The organism is Flavobacterium sp. SM15 (genome assembly GCF_022012335.1).
Classification (GTDB): domain Bacteria; phylum Bacteroidota; class Bacteroidia; order Flavobacteriales; family Flavobacteriaceae; genus Flavobacterium.
Genome location: NZ_JAKLTO010000002.1, coordinates 409,542 through 430,077, shown reverse-complemented (window position 1 = coordinate 430,077; position 20,536 = coordinate 409,542). Strand labels below are relative to the sequence as shown.

Annotated in this window: 16 protein-coding genes and 1 pseudogene; 16 read left to right on the top strand and 1 reads right to left on the bottom strand. The window is 38.0% G+C overall.

What is annotated here, in order from left to right; all coding sequences use genetic code 11:
• Nucleotides 1-80 precede the first annotated feature (80 nt).
• The 15 genes and pseudogenes from ruvA (at nucleotide 81) to LZZ90_RS04775 (ending at nucleotide 17,571) form a co-directional block, all read left to right on the top strand.
• Nucleotides 81-662, top strand: a complete 582-nt coding sequence (gene ruvA, locus LZZ90_RS04845; protein ID WP_237789554.1) for a Holliday junction branch migration protein RuvA — start codon at nucleotides 81-83, stop codon at nucleotides 660-662.
• Nucleotides 663-699: 37 nt separating this feature from the next.
• Nucleotides 700-8,003, top strand: a pseudogene (sprA, locus tag LZZ90_RS04840) (cell surface protein SprA).
• 59 nt (nucleotides 8,004-8,062) lie between these two features.
• Nucleotides 8,063-8,443: a glycine cleavage system protein GcvH gene (gene gcvH, locus LZZ90_RS04835; protein ID WP_237789553.1), complete on the top strand. Its 381-nt coding sequence runs from the start codon at nucleotides 8,063-8,065 to the stop codon at nucleotides 8,441-8,443.
• Nucleotides 8,433-8,822, top strand: coding sequence for a VanZ family protein (locus LZZ90_RS04830; RefSeq protein ID WP_237789552.1), 390 nt, complete (start codon nucleotides 8,433-8,435; stop codon nucleotides 8,820-8,822). The genes gcvH and LZZ90_RS04830 overlap by 11 nt, the downstream gene beginning before the upstream one ends.
• Before the next feature lie 52 nt (nucleotides 8,823-8,874).
• Nucleotides 8,875-9,618 carry a deoxyribose-phosphate aldolase gene (deoC, locus tag LZZ90_RS04825; RefSeq protein ID WP_237789551.1) on the top strand — a complete coding sequence of 248 codons (744 nt, stop codon included), beginning with the start codon at nucleotides 8,875-8,877 and terminating at the stop codon, nucleotides 9,616-9,618.
• Between the two features lie 15 nt (nucleotides 9,619-9,633).
• Entirely contained in the window at nucleotides 9,634-11,748 is a 2,115-nt protein-coding gene (locus LZZ90_RS04820; protein WP_237789550.1) for a gliding motility protein RemB, read from the top strand.
• A gap of 57 nt (nucleotides 11,749-11,805) precedes the next feature.
• The gene (locus LZZ90_RS04815; RefSeq protein WP_237789549.1) at nucleotides 11,806-12,354 is read left to right on the top strand and encodes an SRPBCC family protein; all 549 of its coding nucleotides are present in this window, start codon (nucleotides 11,806-11,808) and stop codon (nucleotides 12,352-12,354) included.
• A gap of 130 nt (nucleotides 12,355-12,484) precedes the next feature.
• The gene (cyoE, locus tag LZZ90_RS04810) at nucleotides 12,485-13,387 is read left to right on the top strand and encodes a heme o synthase (protein WP_237789710.1); all 903 of its coding nucleotides are present in this window, start codon (nucleotides 12,485-12,487) and stop codon (nucleotides 13,385-13,387) included.
• Nucleotides 13,388-13,390: 3 nt separating this feature from the next.
• Complete coding sequence (locus LZZ90_RS04805; RefSeq protein WP_237789548.1) at nucleotides 13,391-13,972, top strand: cytochrome c oxidase subunit 3; 582 nt, start codon at nucleotides 13,391-13,393, stop codon at nucleotides 13,970-13,972.
• 44 nt (nucleotides 13,973-14,016) lie between these two features.
• The gene (locus LZZ90_RS04800; RefSeq protein WP_237789547.1) at nucleotides 14,017-14,994 is read left to right on the top strand and encodes a cytochrome c oxidase subunit 3; all 978 of its coding nucleotides are present in this window, start codon (nucleotides 14,017-14,019) and stop codon (nucleotides 14,992-14,994) included.
• An 18-nt stretch (nucleotides 14,995-15,012) separates the two neighbouring features.
• Nucleotides 15,013-15,363, top strand: a complete 351-nt coding sequence (locus tag LZZ90_RS04795; RefSeq protein WP_237789546.1) for a cytochrome C oxidase subunit IV family protein — start codon at nucleotides 15,013-15,015, stop codon at nucleotides 15,361-15,363.
• A 76-nt stretch (nucleotides 15,364-15,439) separates the two neighbouring features.
• The gene (locus LZZ90_RS04790) at nucleotides 15,440-16,090 is read left to right on the top strand and encodes a hypothetical protein (RefSeq protein ID WP_237789545.1); all 651 of its coding nucleotides are present in this window, start codon (nucleotides 15,440-15,442) and stop codon (nucleotides 16,088-16,090) included.
• Nucleotides 16,091-16,094: 4 nt separating this feature from the next.
• The gene (locus LZZ90_RS04785) at nucleotides 16,095-16,721 is read left to right on the top strand and encodes an SCO family protein (RefSeq protein WP_237789544.1); all 627 of its coding nucleotides are present in this window, start codon (nucleotides 16,095-16,097) and stop codon (nucleotides 16,719-16,721) included.
• Nucleotides 16,722-17,303, top strand: coding sequence for a DUF420 domain-containing protein (locus LZZ90_RS04780; RefSeq protein WP_237789543.1), 582 nt, complete (start codon nucleotides 16,722-16,724; stop codon nucleotides 17,301-17,303).
• The gene (locus LZZ90_RS04775; protein ID WP_237789542.1) at nucleotides 17,293-17,571 is read left to right on the top strand and encodes a hypothetical protein; all 279 of its coding nucleotides are present in this window, start codon (nucleotides 17,293-17,295) and stop codon (nucleotides 17,569-17,571) included. Before LZZ90_RS04780 ends, LZZ90_RS04775 begins: the two co-directional genes overlap by 11 nt.
• Before the next feature lie 37 nt (nucleotides 17,572-17,608).
• On the opposite strand, the gene LZZ90_RS04770 is transcribed toward LZZ90_RS04775, so the two are convergent.
• Nucleotides 17,609-19,000, bottom strand: a complete 1,392-nt coding sequence (locus tag LZZ90_RS04770; RefSeq protein ID WP_237789541.1) for a DUF4403 family protein — start codon at nucleotides 18,998-19,000, stop codon at nucleotides 17,609-17,611.
• A 150-nt stretch (nucleotides 19,001-19,150) separates the two neighbouring features.
• On the opposite strand from LZZ90_RS04770, the gene LZZ90_RS04765 reads away from it, so the two are divergent.
• A complete protein-coding gene (locus LZZ90_RS04765; protein WP_237789540.1) occupies nucleotides 19,151-20,533 on the top strand; it encodes a TolC family protein in 1,383 nt (460 codons plus the stop codon).
• Nucleotides 20,534-20,536 lie beyond the last annotated feature (3 nt).

The window sequence follows — 20,536 nt, the reverse complement described above, 5'->3', positions numbered from 1 at the left end:
TATCGGATAATTATGAACTTCATCCGTTCGGATTATCAGGATAAAAGATTTTTCTTATTTTTGATAACGAATAAACAAGTATGATCGCACATATACAAGGGAAATTGGTGGAAAAAACACCTACCGAAGTGGTTATTGATTGCAACGGGGTTGGCTACCAGATTAATATTTCATTACACACTTTTTCATTATTGCCCGATTCGGAACATCTGAAACTGTATACCTTTCTTCAGGTTAAGGAAGATGCGCATACTTTGTTTGGTTTTGTTGAAAAGGCTGAAAGAGAATTGTTCAAGTTACTGTTGTCCGTTTCCGGTGTTGGTGCCAGTACGGCCAGAACGATGCTTTCCTCGATTGCGCCTCAGCAAATTATTCAATCCATTGCTTCGGGTGATGTAGGAACCATTCAATCCATTAAAGGAATTGGTGCCAAAACCGCCCAGCGTGTCATTTTAGATTTGAAGGATAAAGTGCTTAAAATCTATAATTTAGAAGAAGTTTCTTTCGCACAAAGCAATACAAATAAAGATGAAGCGTTATCTGCATTGGAAGTTTTAGGTTTTGCAAGAAAATCAGCCGAAAAAGTGGTTGATAAAATTGTAAAAGATGACCCGAATGCCACTGTGGAAACGATTATTAAACAAGCTTTAAAAAATTTATAGTCCTTTGAAAACGCTATACAATAACGACTTTTTCAAAATAAAGAAATTTGGTTTATTTGCCATACTAGTACTGTTTTTTGCTGTTCCGATTCAGGCGCAGGTAGATGAAGAAGAAAAAGATTCCTTAAAAACCGGCGTCGATTTAGGACAGATTGAGCTTGCCAATCCGCAGAGTATTACGGAAGCCTATACCTATGATCCGGCTTCCAATCGCTACATCTATACCAAAACCTTTGATGGCTTCAATATCAATTATCCTATTATTCTAACTCCTGCCGAGTACGAAGAGTTGGTGCTTCGCGAATCCATGCGCAAGTATTTTCAACAGAAAATGAGTGCTATCGATGGAAAAAAACAAGGTAGTGAAGAAGCTAAAAAAGATTTGTTACCGCGATATTACGTAAATTCCAGCTTTTTTGAATCGATTTTCGGAAGCAATACCATCGATGTAAAACCGACCGGTTCAGTTGAGATGGATTTAGGAATTCGATTTTCCAAACAGGACAATCCTTCCTTTTCACCGCGTAACAGAAAAAGCACCACTTTTGATTTCGATCAGCGTATAAGTATGAGTTTGCAGGGAAAAGTAGGAACGCGTTTGATGGTAAATGCTAATTACGATACGCAATCTACTTTTGCTTTCCAGAATCTTATCAAATTAGAATACACGCCGACCGAAGACGATATCATCCGAAAAATCGAGGTTGGTAACGTAAGTTTTCCATTAAACAGCTCCCTGATTCGTGGGGCACAGAGTTTGTTCGGTGCCAAGATGCAGTTGCAATTCGGAAAGACTACCATAACCGGGGTTTTCTCGGAACAGAAGTCGCAAACCAAATCGGTAACTGCGCAAGGTGGAGGTACGTTGCAGGACTTCGAAATGTTCGCCTTAGACTATGATAACGACAGGCATTACTTCCTTTCGCAATATTTCAGAAATAGGTATGATCAAGCTTTAGCGACCTATCCGTTCATTAGTAGCAGGGTTCAAATTACCCGTATCGAGGTCTGGATTACCAACAAGCAAAATCGTATTACTGCCAATGATAACAACCTTAGAAACATAGTTGCAATTCAGGATTTAGGGGAAGCAAAGTCGGCGACTGTTTCAGATTCGCAAATGATTGGAGTGGATTTGGCGTTGAATACAAGCTTTGTCAGTTCGACGGTTGCTCTTGATGCTCCGGCAGATAATGCAAACAATGGATTTGATCCTTTTAAAATTGGTCAGGCAGGAAGTAATTTGAATTCATTCATCAGAGATATTGCGATGGCTGGTGCAGGTTTCAATATTGTTACCAATCCACCTACGAGTACTTTTACCGAAGGAACGGATTATACCAAATTGGAAAATGCCCGCAAATTATCAGCTAGCGAGTATACGTACCATCCGCAGTTGGGATATATTTCCTTAAATCAGCGTTTGGCAAATGATGAAGTTTTAGCGGTTGCTTACCAGTATTCTATTGGGGACGAGGTTTATCAGGTTGGGGAATTCGGTACCGATGGTGTCGATGCAACACAGGTTGATTCAGGAATACCTACTACTCAGAGTTTGGTACTGAAGATGTTGAAAAGTAATCTTAATAATATCGATCAGCCGGTTTGGAACTTAATGATGAAAAACATTTATCAGATTCCTAATGCTTATCAATTGTCACAAGAGGATTTCAGATTCAATATTGTCTATACCGATCCTTCACCTTTAAATTATATTAATATCGTGCCGCCACTTCCTTCTCCGGATGGTGTTACCAGCACACCGTTACTTAAAGTTTTCAATTTAGATAAATTAAATTATACCAACGACCCGCAAGAAGGAGGAGACGGTTTCTTCGATTATATTCCGGGATTAACGGTGGATACTCAAAATGCCCGTATTATATTTACTTCGGTGGAACCTTTTGGTAAATTGCTTTTTGATAAATTACGTACTGGTAATCCTTTAGAGAATTATGACCAACCATTAACGGGTTATAATCCTAACCAGTCAAAATATGTATTCCGAAATTTATATAAGAAAACGCAGGCTTTGGCACTTCAGGACAGTGAAAAAAACAAATTCCAATTAAAAGGTAAATTCAAATCTACCGGAGGAGACGGAATTTCCATTGGAGCCTTTAATGTGCCTCAGGGTTCGGTTGTAGTAACTGCGGGTGGAAGGGTTTTAGTAGAAGGTGTAGATTATACCGTAGATTACCAACGAGGCCGTGTTCAGATTTTAGACCCGTCACTTAAAGCTTCTAATACTCCTATTGAGGTTTCTTTGGAGAATAATTCTGTATTCGGCCAGCAAACCAGGCGTTTTTACGGTTTGAATGTGGAACATAAGTTCAATGATAAATTCCAGGTAGGAGGTACTTTTTTACGCATGTCGGAAAAGCCGTTTACCCAGAAATCAAATTATGGGCAGGAATCAGTAAACAATACCATTTTTGGCTTGAACGGAAACTATTCAACAGAAGTGCCGTTTTTTACCCGTTTGGTTAACAAATTGCCAAATGTAGATACCGATGTGCCTTCGAATTTATCATTCCGAGGTGAAATCGCTTATTTGATGCCGGGGGTTTCCAAAAATGATAAATTTAACGGGGAGGCTACTGTTTATATAGATGATTTTGAAGGATCACAATCCACCATTGATATGCGTTCACCCCAATCTTGGTCTTTGGCAAGTGCTCCGATTGGATTCGGTGGTGAAAAACCAGAAGGAGATATAACCTACAATGACTTTAGAGCTAAGCTTTCTTGGTATACCGTAGATCCTGTTTTTTATGTAGATTCCCAAAGACCGGATGGTATTTCTGAGGCAGATTTGCGCTCCAACCGTGTGCGAAGAATTTACAGTGACGAGTTGTATCCGATTACTCAGATTGCTCCTGGTCAGTCTACGGTTGTCAGTACTTTGGATTTGACTTATTATCCAGCAGAGCGAGGGCCATATAACTTTAGCAGTTTAGCCAATCCTGCTACTAATGCCTTGGCCAATCCAACCGATAATTGGGGGGGATTATGAGAGCAATCAATTCTACTAACTTTGAACAAGCCAATGTAGAGTACGTTCAGTTTTGGATGATGGACCCGTTTTATGGTCAAAATCCAGGCGATTCCACTCCTTTAACCAATGAAGGGAAATTAACCATTAACCTTGGTGAGATTTCAGAAGATATTTTAAAAGACGGTAGAAAATTGTACGAAAACGGATTACCGGAAGTAGGCTCAACCCTGCCGACATATAATACTACTTGGGGTAAAGTGCCTTCAGCGCAATCCTTAATTTATGCTTTTGATGCCAACGAAGGAAACCGTGCAGTTCAGGATGTGGGGTTAAATGGTTTGTCTGATGCGGAAGAAGCGGTTAAATTTCCGGGATTTGCTGCAAATCCTGACCCTGCAGCCGATAACTATCAGTACTATTTAAGTGCCAGCGGAAATGTAATTGAACGTTATAGAAATTATAACGGTACTGAAAGAAATTCACCAATAAGTTTGTCCGATACCAATAGAGGAGCAACAACCTTACCGGATGTGGAAGATATTAATCGTGATAACACGATGAACACCATCAATGCTTATTATAAATTTAACATTGATATTAAGCCAAATCCTACCATTGGTTTGAATAATGTGGTTGACATTAGAGTTAATGATGCGGTGCCAATTAGTAACGGGACTACAAAAGTGCGTTGGGTGTTGTATAAAATCCCTGTGCTTGAGGCAGCTAATTCGGATGCCTTTAAAGAGGGGCCGATTTCCGATTTCCGTTCGATTCGTTTTATGCGTATGTTTCTGTCCGGATTTCAGGAGGAGGTTACTTTACGCTTCGGTTCTTTGGATTTGGTTCGAGGAGAATGGCGCAGAGTTACCTCTTCATTACAACCAAATCAGGACGATCCGTTAGATGATAATACAGGTTTTGATGTGACGTCATTAAATATTCAGGAAAATTCTAGTCGTAGTCCGATTCCTTATGTAATGCCTCCAGGGGTTCAGCGTGAACAATTGAATAATAACAATTCGATTATTAACCAAAATGAGCAGTCACTTTCCTTAAAAGTATACACGAAAAACGGTATTCCAACAGACACCTCAGGTGGTTTGGAAGCCGATGATTCCAGAGCGGTTTTCAAAAATGTTAGTGTGGATATGCGCCAGTTCAAGAAAATGCGAATGTTTATGCATGCCGAATCACTTCCGGTATATGGTCCCAACCCGGACAACATGCCAATAGTGAATGATGAAATGGTGGCCTTCATTCGTTTTGGTAATGATTTTACACAAAATTTCTATCAGGTAGAGCTTCCACTGAAAGTAACTCAGCAAAAAAACACCAATAATTCATTGGCGTATTCTGCTGAAGAGGTTTGGCCGGCTGAAAACGAAATAGAACTTTCTCTGGATTTATTGAAAACGTTAAAAATTAAAGCGCTGCAGAACGATCCGGGACTTCCACCGGCGGATCCACTAGGAATTATTTATCTGAATGAAAGTGCTTTGGGTTCTTCTGCAAATAAATTAACCATTGGTATTAAAGGTAATCCGAACTTTGGTTTGGTTCGAACCATCATGTTGGGATTAAAGAACAAAACTACCGGTCGTCCGATTCGCGGGGAAGTGTGGTTTAATGAACTTCGTATGTCTGATATGGACAACAAGGGCGGTTGGGCAGCTGTAGCCAGTATGGATACCAATTTTGCAGATTTTGCTAATGTTTCTGCTTCCGGAAGAAAATCTACCATAGGATTTGGAGGTTTGGAAGAAGGTCCTAACGAACGTAGCCGTGAAGATGTATTCCAGTACAATGTGGTTTCCAATGTTAATCTGGGGAAACTTTTGCCAAAAAAATGGGGTATAACCCTGCCGTTCAATTATGGAGTTGGTGAAGAAACCGTTACTCCTAAATACGATCCGTTCTATCAGGATATTGAATTGAAACAGCTTTTGGATGTAACTTCAAACGAGGCAGAAAAGAAAAATATTGAAAACCGAGCAATCGATTATACCAAACGCACCAGCATCAATTTTATTGGGGTTAAAAAGGAACGAGCTCCGGAACAAAAACAGCATTTCTATGATCCTGAAAATTTAACGCTTTCGCATTCGTTTAATGAAATGCAACACCACGATTTTCAAATTGAGAATCTTGTTGATCAGCAGGTGAGATCTTCAGCCGATTATGCCTACTCCTTCAAAAACAAAGCGGTAGAGCCTTTCAAGAATACGAAATTCATGAAAAAAAGCAGCTATTGGAAATTGTTAAGTGATTTCAATTTTAATTATTTGCCAACAAATATTTCGTTTTCATCCAATGTTTTAAGACAATACAACCGTCAGCAGTTCCGACAGGTAGAAGTGGAAGGTATTGGTTTGGATCCGTTGTACCGAAGAAACTATCTTTTTAATTATAATTATGGGGTTAATTTTAACCTTACTAAATCACTACGTTTTAATTATACGGTAACCACAAATAATATTGTGCGTAATTATTTCGATGAAAACAAACGTCCTATCGACAATCTTACCATTTGGGATGATTATTTCAATATTGGAGAATCAAACCTTCACAACCAGCAATTGGTGGTAAACTATGATGTGCCAATCAATAAAATTCCGGCGCTTAGTTTCATCAAACCGGTCTACTCATATACCAGTAATTACAGCTGGCAGCGTTCTTCTGATGCGATGTCCTCAATTGTTAAAGACGATGTGACGTATTCTTTAGGGAACACCATTCAGAATTCAGGAATGCATAAACTCAACACAACCTTCAATATGGATGCGTTGTACAAGTATGTAGGTTTAACGGCCAAAAAGAAAACAACGACAAAGAGTACTACCAAACCGGCAGCACCTAAACCGGGACAAAAACTTCCTTCCAAAACAGTCGAAACTGAGAACGAAAGAAGTCTGGTAGCCCAGCGTTTAATTGGTTTGGCAACGAGTTTGAAAACGTTACAGATTAATTATACCTTAAACGAAGGAACAATGCTTCCGGGTTATTTACCTAGAGTTGGGTTTTTAGGAACAAGCAAGCCAACGGTTGGTTTCGTTTTGGGAAGTCAGGACGATGTGCGTTACGAAGCAGCCAAAAACGGTTGGTTAACCTATTATCCGGAATTCAATCAGAGTTTTACTCAGATTAAAACCAAACAGTTGAATGTAACGGGTCAGTTGGAGTTATTCCCGGATTTCAAAGTAGATATTAATGCGGATAGAAATATGAGTCAGAATTTCTCGGAACAATTTGACGTATCGGCAGACGGACAATACAATGCACATTCTCCTTACGATTTTGGTAATTTCTCCATTTCTACGGTAATGTTGAAAACGGCTTTCAAACAAAGTGATGAAGTAAAATCATCTCCGTTCTCTGATTTTGTTGAGAACAGAATGATTATTGCCAACCGATTGGCTGAGGCATATTACGGGCCAAATATTCCAAGATATGGTGATGCAAGTAACCCGATTCCGGCACCAACCGATCCAAGTTACGGATTCTATGTTGCAAACAAAGATTATCCTATCGGTTTTGGAAAGAGCAGTCAGGCGGTTATGATTCCGTCGTTCCTTTCTGCTTATACCGGAGTTGTTAGCAGACCGGAAGGGGAGTCGGCTTCTAAAATATCGTTGTCAACCTTCAGAGACATACCAATTCCAAACTGGAACGTTAAGTATACCGGACTGATGCGTTATCAATGGTTTAAAGATACTTTTAAGCGTTTCTCGTTACAACATGGATACCGTTCGTCTTATACCATTAACTCATTCCGTTCTAATTTTGAATACGATAAAAATCCGGGAGGTCGTGATAACAATGGTTTTGGGAATTTTACTCCTTCAAGAATTATTGCCAACATTAACCTTGTAGAGCAATTTAATCCTTTGGTTCGCATGGATTTTGAGATGAAAAATTCTTTCAAGATTTTGGCTGAAATGAAAAAGGACAGGGCTTTATCCCTTAGTTTTGATAACAGTTTGTTAACCGAAGTAAAAGGAAACGAATATATTTTAGGGATGGGTTACCGTTTCAAAGATGTAATTATCAGCACTGTTTTGGCCGAGGATGCAAGCGGGGTAATTAAGAGCGATTTGAATTTAAAAGCCGATGTGTCTTTCAGAAATAATAAAACCATTGTAAGGTATTTGGATTATGATAACAACCAGCTTGCGGGAGGTCAGAATATATGGTCTGTTAAATTCACGGCGGATTATGCCTTCAGTAAGAACCTTACCGCGATTTTTTATTATGACCATTCGTTCTCTAAAGCAGTTATTTCAACAACATTCCCGATTACCAATATCCGATCAGGGTTTACCTTACGTTATAACTTCGGAAATTAACAAAGAAATCGTTTTATAGTTAACTCGAATAAATTACATTTGTCAAAAAAATAAACACAATGAATATACCAGCGAATTTAAAGTACACAAAAGATCACGAATGGGTTAGCCTTGAAGGCAATATTGCAACAGTAGGAATTACTGATTTTGCACAAAAAGAATTAGGGGACATCGTTTATGTAGAAGTGGAAACTTTAGACCAGACCTTGGCTAAAGATGAAGTTTTCGGAACTGTGGAAGCGGTTAAAACGGTTTCAGATTTGTTTTTACCTCTTTCAGGGGAGATTATTGAGTTCAATGAAGAATTGGAAACTACTCCTGAGGCTGTAAATTCTGATGCTTATGGTAAAGGTTGGATGGTAAAAGTTAAAATTTCTGATAGATCGGAAGTGGATTCTTTATTGTCTGCAGACGCTTACAAAGAATTAATTGGAGCATAAAAAGCCTTTTGTAACGGCATTTCTCTGGACGATTTTAATTGCAATTGCCTGTTTTGTGAGCGCAAGTAAAATTCCGAGTGTTCCCTTATTTGCAAAAGATAAGCTGATTCATGCTTTTTTCTACTTTGTCTTTACTGTTTTGTGGTTCCGATTTGTTTCCAGAAAATTCCATGAAAGGACAAGGATTCAAAAGTTAATGTGGGTTTTTTTGTCTGCTCTTTTTTACGGATGCCTGATTGAAGTTTGTCAAGAACTTTTTACGCAGAACCGTCACGCAGATTTTAAAGACGTTTTAGCGAACCTCACCGGGAGCGCATTGGCTATTATAACGATTGTAATGGTAGAACGTTACCGAAAAGCGAAAAGCTTCAATGAATAAAATAAAAGCAAATAATGATCCCACTTCGGTGGGATTTTTTTATTTTTAGCGCATGGATATTAGACAGTATTTAGATTCGACTTATTTGAAAACAGCTTCTCAGGCAGGATTGACCAAAGCTGAGAACCGGGAGGTGGTGATAAATTTTGTTCAGGAAGCTATTGACGAGCGCTTCAAACTCATAATGATTCGTCCCGATATGGTGGCAATGGCTAAGGAAATGATTTCCAATGTGCACTCTAAAGTAACCATTGGAACCGTTATTGATTTTCCGGAGGGTAATGGCCTTCTTGAAGATAAGCTTAAAGAAGCTAATCAGGCTATTAAGGATGGAGCAGATGATTTGGATTTTGTGATAGATTACCAAGCATTCATAAGTGGTCAAACCGATTTGGTGAAAAAACAAGTTTTTGAAGGAACACGTTTGGGGCTTGAACATCATAAAATAGTAAAATGGATTATTGAAGTCGCGGCCTTAAACGAGCATCAAATCGTTCAGTTATCGGCTTTAATTAAAAATGTTGTTTTGGCACATTTTAAAGAATCGCACTACGAATCGGTTTTTGTCAAATCATCAACCGGTTTTTATAAAACTGAAGGAGGTTTGCCCAACGGAGCCACTGTTGCTGCTATAAAACTAATGGTTGAAAATTCTTTTCCATTGCCGGTTAAAGCTGCCGGAGGTGTTAGAACCTATGAGGAAGCGGTTGAAATGATTCAGCTGGGTGTAAAACGAATCGGGACATCGTCGGCTAAAGCTATAGCAGATGGTGGAACTGCAAAAAACGAATACTAATTTTATTTCGGTTAAATGAACAATTTTTTACGATTACTTCTTGTTTTAGGTTTTTTTCAAACCCTTTCGGCCCAAACCGGTCAAAGGGAACAATTTCCTTTGTTTCCGGAATGTGCTTCTAGTAGAGCAGAACAACAGGAAGCTTGTTTTTATAATACCCTTCAAAATTTTGTTTTTGAAAAGTTCAATTGCCCGGAAGAGGTAAAAGCAAAAAATTACAAAGGAAGTATTATTGCACTTTTTGAGGTGGATACTACGGGTACTTTTAAAGTGCTTTATGCAGATGCAGCCGAGAAGAGTTTGGTTGATGAAACCAAACGTGTCTTTTCAATACTTCCTAAAGTGGAGCCTGCAAAATATGCTGGGAAACCTACTTATGCTAGGTATTCTATAAAAATTGCGATTCCTTTGGTTAAGCCTTCTCCATTTGGTGCTGAAGCAATTGTGGAGGATGTTCGTAATAAAAAAGAAAAAACGATTGATCCTAATACCGAATCAAAGGAGTACGAAACCATCGTTTACAAAAAATTCAATAACCCTCAGTTTAAGAGTTATCTGAATTTGCCTTTTACGCACAACAACTACGGAATTTTTGATGCGGCACTAAATGTGGTAGGGAGTAACAATCACACAGCTTCTAAGCCTTATTCGTATGCTGAAGTTTCTAAGTATTATGATTTGAATGCGGTTTACCAACAAAACATGAAACCGGTTCAGTCCTGGTGGGGAAGAAAGCTTTGGAATGAAAATCTGGTGGCGATTCAGGGCGAACAGTATTGGTTTACGATGAATCCTATTTTTGATTTTCGCCTAGGAAAAGATTTTGACCGTGATGATGTAGACAATACATTTGTAAACACCCGAGGAATTCAGATTCAAGGAGCTTTAGGGAAAGAATTGTTTTTTTCTACTTCGATTTTTGAAAGCCAAGGCCGATTTGCGGGTTACTATAATGATTATGCACGTTCGATTCGTCCTTCGGGAGGAAATCCGGCAATTATTCCTGGTGTTGGAATTGCAAAAGAATTTAAGAAAGACGCTTTCGATTTTCCTTCTGCCGAAGCAAACATCACTTACAAGCCTAGTGATATGATTAATCTTCAGTTAGGTTACGGAAGGAATTTTATTGGAGATGGTTATCGTTCGCTTTTAACCAGTGATGTCGCCAGCCCGTATCCTTTCTTTAAAATCAATACCACATTCTGGAAAATAAAATATACCAATACCTATATGTGGCTCAAGGATGTTCGTGATGCGGTTACCGTTGATAAAACCTATGCCACAAAGTATATGGCCAATCACTATTTGAGTTGGAATGCTTCTAAGCGCTTGAATGTTGGTTTTTTTGAATCGGTAATCTGGACCAACACTAACGATAGAGGTTTTGATTTGAATTTTGTCAATCCGATCATTTTTTACAGATCTGTAGAGTTTTCTTCTTCATCGCGAAGTGGTAATGCTACTTTGGGTTTAACTTCCAAGTACAAATGGAACAGTAAAGTGAATCTATACGGTCAGTTTTTACTGGATGAATTTTCTTTGGGTGATATGACAGGAAGCGGGCAAAGCTGGAAAAATAAATTTGGATATCAGTTAGGGGGGAAGTACTATGATGCGTTCAATGTAAAAAACCTGATGCTTCAGATGGAATACAATCATGTTCGTCCTTATGTGTATTCTCACAGTAGTATCGTAACAAATTATGGTCATAACAACCAAAGTATGGGGCACTTATGGGGAGCTAATTTCAGAGAGGTCGTTGCAATTGGTCGTTTTTACAAACAGCGCTGGTTTGCAGAGGCAAAATTGGTTTACGGGATAAAAGGTTTTGATTATGAAAGTGCCGGACCCGGAACAAACTATGGTGGAGATATTTATCGTAATTATGAAGATGAACGTTATGCAGACAGTGGGGTGAAAATCGCTCAGGGAAATAAAACCAATATTATGGTAGCTGATTTGATGGCCGGTTATACCGTAAATCCAACCATGAATCTTAAGGTGTTTGGGAATTTAATTTTCAGAAATTTCGACCCAACTAAAGAGACAGCAACTACGATTAAATCGAATACCACATGGTTTTCAATTGGATTGCGTTCCGACTTATTTAACTGGTATTATGATTTTTAAGTAAAATTTGAAAATTAATTCCTATATTTAAGCGTTAACTTTTTAAAAAACGAATCTATGGGAATTTTAAAAAAATTACTTTTATTTATTGTTGCGGTTATCGGGATTCTGTTAATCGCCGGTTTGTTTGTCAAGAAAGATTTTGCTGTTGAGAGAGAGGTGATCATTAATAAACCTGAGGCCGAAGTGTTCAGTTACATTAAATTGGTCAAAAATCAGGATCATTTTAGTGTTTGGAACCGAAAAGATCCTCAAATGAAAAAAGAGTACAAAGGAACTGACGGCGAAGTTGGTTTTGTGTATGCCTGGGAAAGTACCAATCCTGAAGTTGGTAAAGGAGAACAGGAAATTGTGAAAATTGCCGAGATGGACCGCATCGACATGAAATTGCATTTTAAAGAGCCGTTTGAAGCTGAGGACAAAGCTTTTTTTACTACAGAGCCTTTATCTTCGAATCCGGCCAATCAAACTATTGTGCGCTGGGGTTTTAAAGGGCATATGGATTATCCGATGAATCTGATGATGCTGACTTTTGATATGAACAAAGAAATAGGCGGAGCGCTTGAAACAGGGTTAAATGATTTGAAAGTGATCTTGGAAAAATAAGAAAAGGTGGGCGAAAGCCTGCCTTTTTTGTTAAATATTGCTTGCGGGCTTCATTTTAAGTGGTTGCTTTTGAGAAAATCTATTTTTTGAAGTATATTTGCGCCACTTAAAAAGATAAATGAAAACCATTTTGAATACTTCCGAAAAATCCTTTTCAATAGTAACGCTTTTTACGGATTTTAAAGAAATCACTAAGGCTGGATTGGCTGTTAGTGTTGTGTTTTCTTCAATTGTGGGTTATCTTTTAGGAATTTCTGAGGAGTTTCCCTTTGATTGGGTAACTTTTTTGCTTTTGGGAATTGGCGGTTACTGTATGGTTGGGGCTTCCAATGTTTTTAACCAAATTATAGAAATTGATTTGGATGCGTTAATGGACAGAACTAAAAATCGTCCTTTACCTTCGGGTAGAATTTCTAAGCAAAATGCCTTTGTTTTAGGAGTTGTGCTTACCTTGCTTGGATTGTCTATTTTGTATTCAATCAACCCTAAAACAGCAATGTTCGGTGCAATATCGATCTTTCTTTATACCTGTGTTTATACTCCTTTGAAAACCTTGACGCCGCTTTCGGTTTTTGTTGGTGCCTTTCCGGGCGCGATCCCTTTTATGTTGGGGTGGGTAGCGGCGACCAATCACTTTGGTATCGAAGCAGGAACCTTGTTTTTGATTCAGTTTTTCTGGCAATTCCCTCATTTTTGGGCAATTGGTTGGTTTTTGTATAAAGATTATGAAAAAGCCGGTTTTTTTATGTTGCCTACCGGGAAACAAGACAAGAAAACTGCTTTGCAAACCATTTTGTATACGATTTGGCTGATTATAGCTTCCTTAATTCCGGTAATCGGATTTACAGGAGAATTGAAATTGAGCTATGTTGCGGCTGCTTTGGTGTTGCTTCTTGGGCTTTGGATGTTGTATTTTGCAATAAAGCTGTACAGGAAAATGGATGAAAAAACAGCAAAAACCCTGATGTTGGTAAGTGTATCTTACATCTCGTTGTTGCAGGTAATATATGTTGCAGATAAATTTTTACGATAGAATATGGAAATGACAATTCAGGAGCATCAGGAGCGAAAAGCCAGAAGCTATAAAATGCTGCTATGGTTCGCAATGATCAGTATAGTGATGGTTTTTGCCGGTTTGACCAGTGCTTATGTAATCAGTAAATCACGACCGGATTGGTTGAACGACTTTGTGTTGCCTTCTGCTTTTATTGGGAGTACGGTAGTGATGTTGTTGAGCAGTCTTACCTTTCATTTGGCAAAAAAATCGATTCAGAATGACAAGCATAAAGCTACCACGTTATATCTTTTGGGAACATTGGTTTTAGGGGTTGGTTTTGTGGTGCTGCAATTTGAAGGTTTTAGTCAGGTAATTGAAGCAGGTTATTTCTTCACTGGAAGCGAGAGTACAATCACAACTTCTTTTCTTTATGTGGTGGTAATTGTGCACTTGGCGCACCTTTTTGGGGGGCTAATCGCACTTTTAATTATAATTTATAATCATTTTAAACAAAAATACAATTCGGGTCAAACCCTTGGTATTGAGCTTGGTGCGATGTTTTGGCACTTTCTTGATTTTCTTTGGGTCTACTTGTTTTTATTTTTCTATTTCTACAAATAGAAAAAAAATGTAAATTTGGGAACTTTTTAACAAATAACTTTACAATGGGAGCGACAGTTACTACAACAGCTACTAACGGAAAAACTTGGGATGGCGGAAACGAGCCAATGGGAGCAAGTTATGGCAAAATGATGATGTGGTTTTTCATCGTATCAGATGCTTTAACCTTTTCAGGATTTATTGCTGCTTACGGTTTTTCAAGATTTAAATTCATTGAAACTTGGCCAATTGCCGACGAAGTGTTTACTCACTTTCCTTTTTTACACGGTGTTGATGCGCCAATGTATTATGTGGCTTTAATGACATTCGTCTTAATTTTCTCTTCTGTAACCATGGTTTTAGCCGTAGATGCAGGTCATAAATTACAAAAAACAAAAGTTGCGGTTTACATGCTTCTGACTATCGTTGGAGGTTTGATCTTCGTTGGGTCGCAGGCTTGGGAATGGAAAAACTTCATTCAGGGTTCTCACGGAGCTATTGAAACAAGAGGTGGTTCTATGCTTCAGTTTGTAAACAGAGAAGGTGAGCGTGTAGCTTTAGCTGATTTTGCTAAGGTATTGCCTAAAGAGAGAATTCAAAAAGAAAAAAATACAGGAGTTTGGTTTGTGAGCGGTGAGACAGTTCCTACTTATTCAGTAGAGGAAGTTGTTGAAGGTTTCAAAGCTAATCCTGATATTTTAGTAAGAACTGAGGTAATTACTAAAGATAAAAAGAAAACAGTTTTATCAAGAGAGCAGTCTTTAGAGCGTCTTAAAGAAGCGAAATTGGTTGTTGAAGGTGCAAACATGTACCGCAACGAATACGGACATAAATTGTTTGCAAACTTCTTCTTCTTTATTACTGGTTTCCACGGATTCCACGTATTCTCAGGTATTATTATTAATATCATCATTTTCCTAAATGTTATTGTTGGGACATACGAGAAGAGAAGAAGTTATGAGATGGTAGAAAAAGTTGGATTGTACTGGCACTTTGTAGATTTAGTATGGGTGTTCGTATTTACATTCTTCTATTTAGTTTAATTTTCAAAAGATTTAAAAATGGGACATTCACACGAATCTAACGTAAAAAGAATTTGGGGCGTATTTGCATTCCTTTCTGTAGTTACAATTGTAGAGGTAGCTTTAGGTATTGTAAGACCTCATTCCTTATACATGACAAATCTTTTGTCAATGAATTTATTAAACTGGATCTTCATCATCTTAACGGTGGTTAAAGCATACTACATCATGTGGGCTTTCATGCACTTAGAGGGAGAGAAAAGTAACTTAAGATGGTCTATTGTCGGGCCACTTGTGTTCCTTATCCTTTATTTAGTGTTCATTTTACTAGTTGAAGGAAATTATGTTTACGATGTATTTAAAACATCACACTATAAGTGGATATTTTAATAATATATTTAACGATTAAAAAGGCACGCATTAGCGTGCCTTTTTTTATTTTTGTACCCGAAAGAATTTGAATGTGATGAAAAAATATATTGTATTAACCGTTTTGTTTGCGCTACCCATTTGTGCGTATCTTTTTTTTGCTTCCGGGGTTAACAATTTTGTGACCTTACCAACGGTAACTCCGAATGTTCCGGAGCTTGTTAATTTTAAAACTGCAGAAGGAGAGTCAATAAAGCTTCAGGAAAAAATTACCATTTTGGGGTTTCCGGGCTATGAGCTTTTGCGTGAGAAAGGGAATGCTTTTAATTTGGATCAGAAAATCTATAATAAAAATAAAGATTTTTCAGATTTTCAAGTAGTGATGATTGTACCGACCGGAACTGAAAAAGAAGCAAATCAAATAACTGCTGAATTGGGCGCGGTTTCTGATCTGTCGCATTGGCATTATGTGTTTGCTTCACCCGAAGAAATAAAAACATATTATTCGAAATTGAATTTAGTGGGCGGGTTAAATGGGAACCTGGCAACTTCTAATGTGTTCATCATTGATAAAGATCGAAATCTCCGCGGACGAAAAGGTAAAAACAAAAAAGGAGAAGAGGAGTACAAAGAAGGCTATAATACGATTTCTGCAGCCGATCTTCACAACGAAATGGCCGATGATGTAAAAATCATTCTGGCGGAATACCGCCTTGCCTTGAAACGAAACAACAAACGAAAAATTTAATTCAATGAAAAATAAATCCTATATAGGAATCTCCTTTATCGTTTTGATTTTTGGGATATGGGCCGTTCCGAAAATCGTTTCCAAGTTTCAAAAATCCGATTTGCATACGGTTGGACCTGTTCCTAAGTTTGAACTCACGGATCAGAACAATAAAAAAATTTCGGATAAAGATTATTTGGGAAAGGTTTATGTGGTAGAGTTTTTCTTTTCCAGCTGTCCAACCATTTGTCCAAAAATGAACCAAAATATGTTGCAATTGCAAAAGGAATTTTATGGCAAACCCGATTTTGGTATTGCTTCCATCACCATTGATCCTGCAAATGATACACCTGAGCATTTGAAAAAGCATGCTGAATTATTGGGAGCAAAACATTACAACTGGCACTTTTTGACGGGTGACAAAGCTTATATTTTTAAGCTGGCCCAAACGGGGTTCAATCTTTATGCGGGTGAAAATAAAAATGTAAATGGTGGTTTTGAGCATTCCGGAATGTTTGCCTTGGTGGATAAAGAAGGAAATATTAGGTGTAGAAGAGATGCTTTTGATAATCCGATCTTGTACTATGATGGATTGGAGCAGCCGGGAATCGATATGTTAAAAGAAGATATTAAAAAATTATTGGAAGAATAAATGGAACATTCAGTTGAACAGAAATACAATAAGTGGATTGTCGTATTGTCGGTTGCCATTCCTTTAGTGGTGGCATTGTTATTTGGTGTTAATTTGAGAAAACTTGGTTATGACGTAGAGCCGTTGTCGTTTCTGCCGCCAATTTACGCCACAATTAACGGAATCACTGCAGTTTTATTGATTGCAGCTGTATGGTCGATTAAAGCTGGAAAAAGAAAGCAGCACGAGTTGCTTATTAAAGTTGCAATTGCGTGTTCTGTGGCCTTTTTGGGAATGTATGTGGCGTATCACATGACTGCAGATTCAACGGTTTTTGGAGATGTTAATCACAATGGTATTCTGGATGCAGATGAAGCAACTGCTATCGGAGGAATGCGATTGCTTTATTTGGTTATTCTTTTATCACATATTCTGCTTTCCATTGTGATTATCCCTTTTGTGCTCATTACTTATGTTCGTGCAATTTCTAAAAGCTTCGAGAGACATAAAAAGATTGCTAAAATTACTTTTCCATTGTGGTTGTATGTGGCGGTTACTGGTGTGATAGTTTATCTAATGATTTCCCCGTATTATGTTCGTTAAATCTGAAAACATAAAGTTTAGAGTTAAAAAACTGAATAATAAAACGGCAATTTTTCTTTTGTTGCTTGTGTTTTGTTTTTTTACTTTGGATGCCAATGCACAGTGTGCTATGTGTCGCGCTGCGTTGGAAAGTGAAGAATCCGGTGTGCAGGCAGGAGCCGTTAACGACGGAATCGTTTATCTGATGGCAATACCTTATATTCTTGTGGGGGCTATCGGTTATGCCATTTATCGATTAAAGTATGGTAAAAAGAAAGAAGAGAAATAACAAAAAAGCAGCTTATAACTAAGCTGCTTTTTTGTTGTTATTCCATTCCGTCGATCTTTACGCTCATCTGCCCTGAAGTCTTTATAAAGGCGATAATGGCTTTGTCGGTAAGTTCTACTTTGTCAAATTCGAAATCGTTTAGCGAACCGTTTACAAAAACGCCTTTCATCGGAGAATAGTTGCTTAAATAAGGCTGGATGTTTTTCTTTCCTTCCTCTAAATTCCCTTTGATGGAGTAACGACAGCTTTCCTGTATTTTGCGTAGAATCATGCCGCTAAGCAACCAGTTTGCGGTTTTGGTAAGCACGCCTTTGGTGTTCAGGACATAATCCATCTGGTCGAAATAAATTTCCTTAGTAACAGCGTTGTAATTTGGATAACCGGTCAGATAAATGGTTCCGGTTACACTGCCCATCATGTCTAAAGCAATGATCATTTTACCGTCTTTGTGCCATAAATCTACTTTTTGAACCGTTATTTTTCTACTTCCGGATGCAAAGGTTTGACCCTGAAAGTTTTTGGTTAAGATGCGGGAGGCGCTTTCATAAGTGGAAACTGCTGCTACGGTTGCCTCAATTTTATTTGGAATTTTGGCTACGGGTTTCAAAAGAATGTTTTCCTTTTTAAAAGTATTCGCGGGCTGTTGTCCAACGATGGTTTGCATGGTGCATTTCAGGCCCATATCCATAGTAATGTTGCTTTTGGAAAGTTTAGCATCGGTTACATAAAGTTCTGAAGGAATCAGTTTGAACCAGGTTTCGTATTGCTCGCTGGTTTGAAACGGTGTGCTTAACTTTTCCAATACCGACAAGACCTGAGGTTTGAAATCGGTAGTTTTATTAATGGCTTCATCTATTTTTTTGGCAATTTTTGATTTGAAAATGCGAAGGGTAGGGTTAACCAGATACGTTATTGGGATGTTGCGTCCTTTTACTTCAATAGAAGGGCTTTCGCTCCATTGAAAATCTTCAATTATGGAATTTGTGGTTAATTTCCAATTTGAAAGCTTGGCATCACTTAGCAAAGTAATGGTTCCGTTAAGGTTGATGTCTTTCATGTCGTTAAGTCCCAGATATTCGGTTCCGTATTTTACGCGAATCCAAATTTTCATCGGAAGTTGCGACTGTATTTTCCCGTCTTTTTCAATTAATTTGATGGGTGCCTGTTTCCAGATTTTCATCTCGGTTTTGTCGTCTTCAATAATACTGTCGTTGTAGATCAAAGCCGTAAGTGCTTTATTTAATTGCGTTTCAATTTCCTTAATAGGCACTTCTACCGGCATGTTGATGTAAGAAGTTGTGGTTTTGTAGACCGTTGGTGTAGCGTCACTCGGGGCAGGTTTGAGGGCTTCAATTTTTTTGGAAGACGAGCAACTTGCAAACAAAACGATTGCTCCGATTATAACAACAAGGGAAAGAAAGGTTTTCATGAAAAAAATACTAAAAATCGATGTAAATGTAAAATTTTTATTTCATGCAGGCTGTAACGTTTTATAAAGAAATGCGTCTTATGGTTTTTAAGAATAAGAGATTCCTCTCAAAAATGATATCTTTGTGACTCTCTTTTCCAAAAGAATACTATGAAAAGGACAAAAAAAATTAAAATTTTATTTTTCGGATTGCTACTGACTGCCTTGCCTTCTAATGCCCAATCAAAAAAATGGACACTGGAGGAATGTGTAAACTATGCAATGGAAAAAAACATCTCTATTAAGAACACCGAGTTGGATAATCAGCTTTCCCAAATTTCTAAAAGAGATGCCTACGGGAATTTTTTGCCTTCGATTAATGGTCAGGCACAACATTCCTGGAATATTGGATTGAATATCAATCCGGTAACCAACCAAACCAACACAGCAACCACGCAATATACCTCAATGGGAATCAATGCGGGTATTGATATTTACAAAGGTTTGCAGAATCAAAACCAGCTTCGTAAGGCTAATTTGTCTATGGTCTCTTCACAATACCAATTGACAAAAATGCAGGAGGATGTTTCGCTTAATGTAGTGAATGCTTATTTGCAGATTATCTTTAATAAAGAGAACTTGAAGGTACAGCAGGAACAATTGGCTTATGATACTAAACAATTGGAACGTAGCCAGGAATTGGTTGATGCAGGGGTGGTTCCTAAGGGAGATTTGTTAGACGTTAAAGCAACTGTTGCAACCGATAATCAAAGGTTGATTGCTGCTGAAAATGCGCTTTTGATTTCAAAATTGAGTTTAGCGCAGTTACTGCAATTGGATAATTTTCAGGAATTTGATATTGCAGACAGTTCCATTCCGGTTCAGGAAAGCAGTATATTAATGCAGGAACCTAATGCAATTTTTGAAAAAGCGAAAGAAACCCGTACTGATATTAAATTGGCTCAGACTAGTGTGTCTATGGCAGAAAAAGATTTAAAAATTGCACGAGGTGCGTATCAGCCTTCATTGACTGGATTCTATAGTTTCAATTCTCGAGTTGCTTATGCAGATCGAGTTGTAGATTATGATTTTGCTACTGGTCAGCCAATAATGGGAAAGGCATTGCCATTCTTTGATCAGCTAAGTAATAATAAAGGTCATAATTTTGGATTGTCTCTAAATATTCCTATTTTGAATGGTTTTTCAGCTCGAAATAATGTTTCTCGTTCTAAAGTGGCGTTGGAGCGATCCAAAATCAATTTAGAGCAAAAGGGATTGGACTTAGAGAGAACGGTTTACACCGCATATACTGATACTAAAGGTGCTTTGAAGTCTTATGAAGCAGCGGTTTCTACTTTAGAATCCCGCGAAAAGGCCTTCAATTATGCAAAAGACCGTTATGAGGTAGGCTTAATGAATGTTTTCGATTTCAATCAAACGCAAACCTTATATGTTACAGCGCAGTCTGAAGTGTTGCGCACCAAATACGATTATATTTTCAGAACCAAAATACTTGAGTTTTATTTCGGAATTCCGATTGTACAAAAACAATAAGCC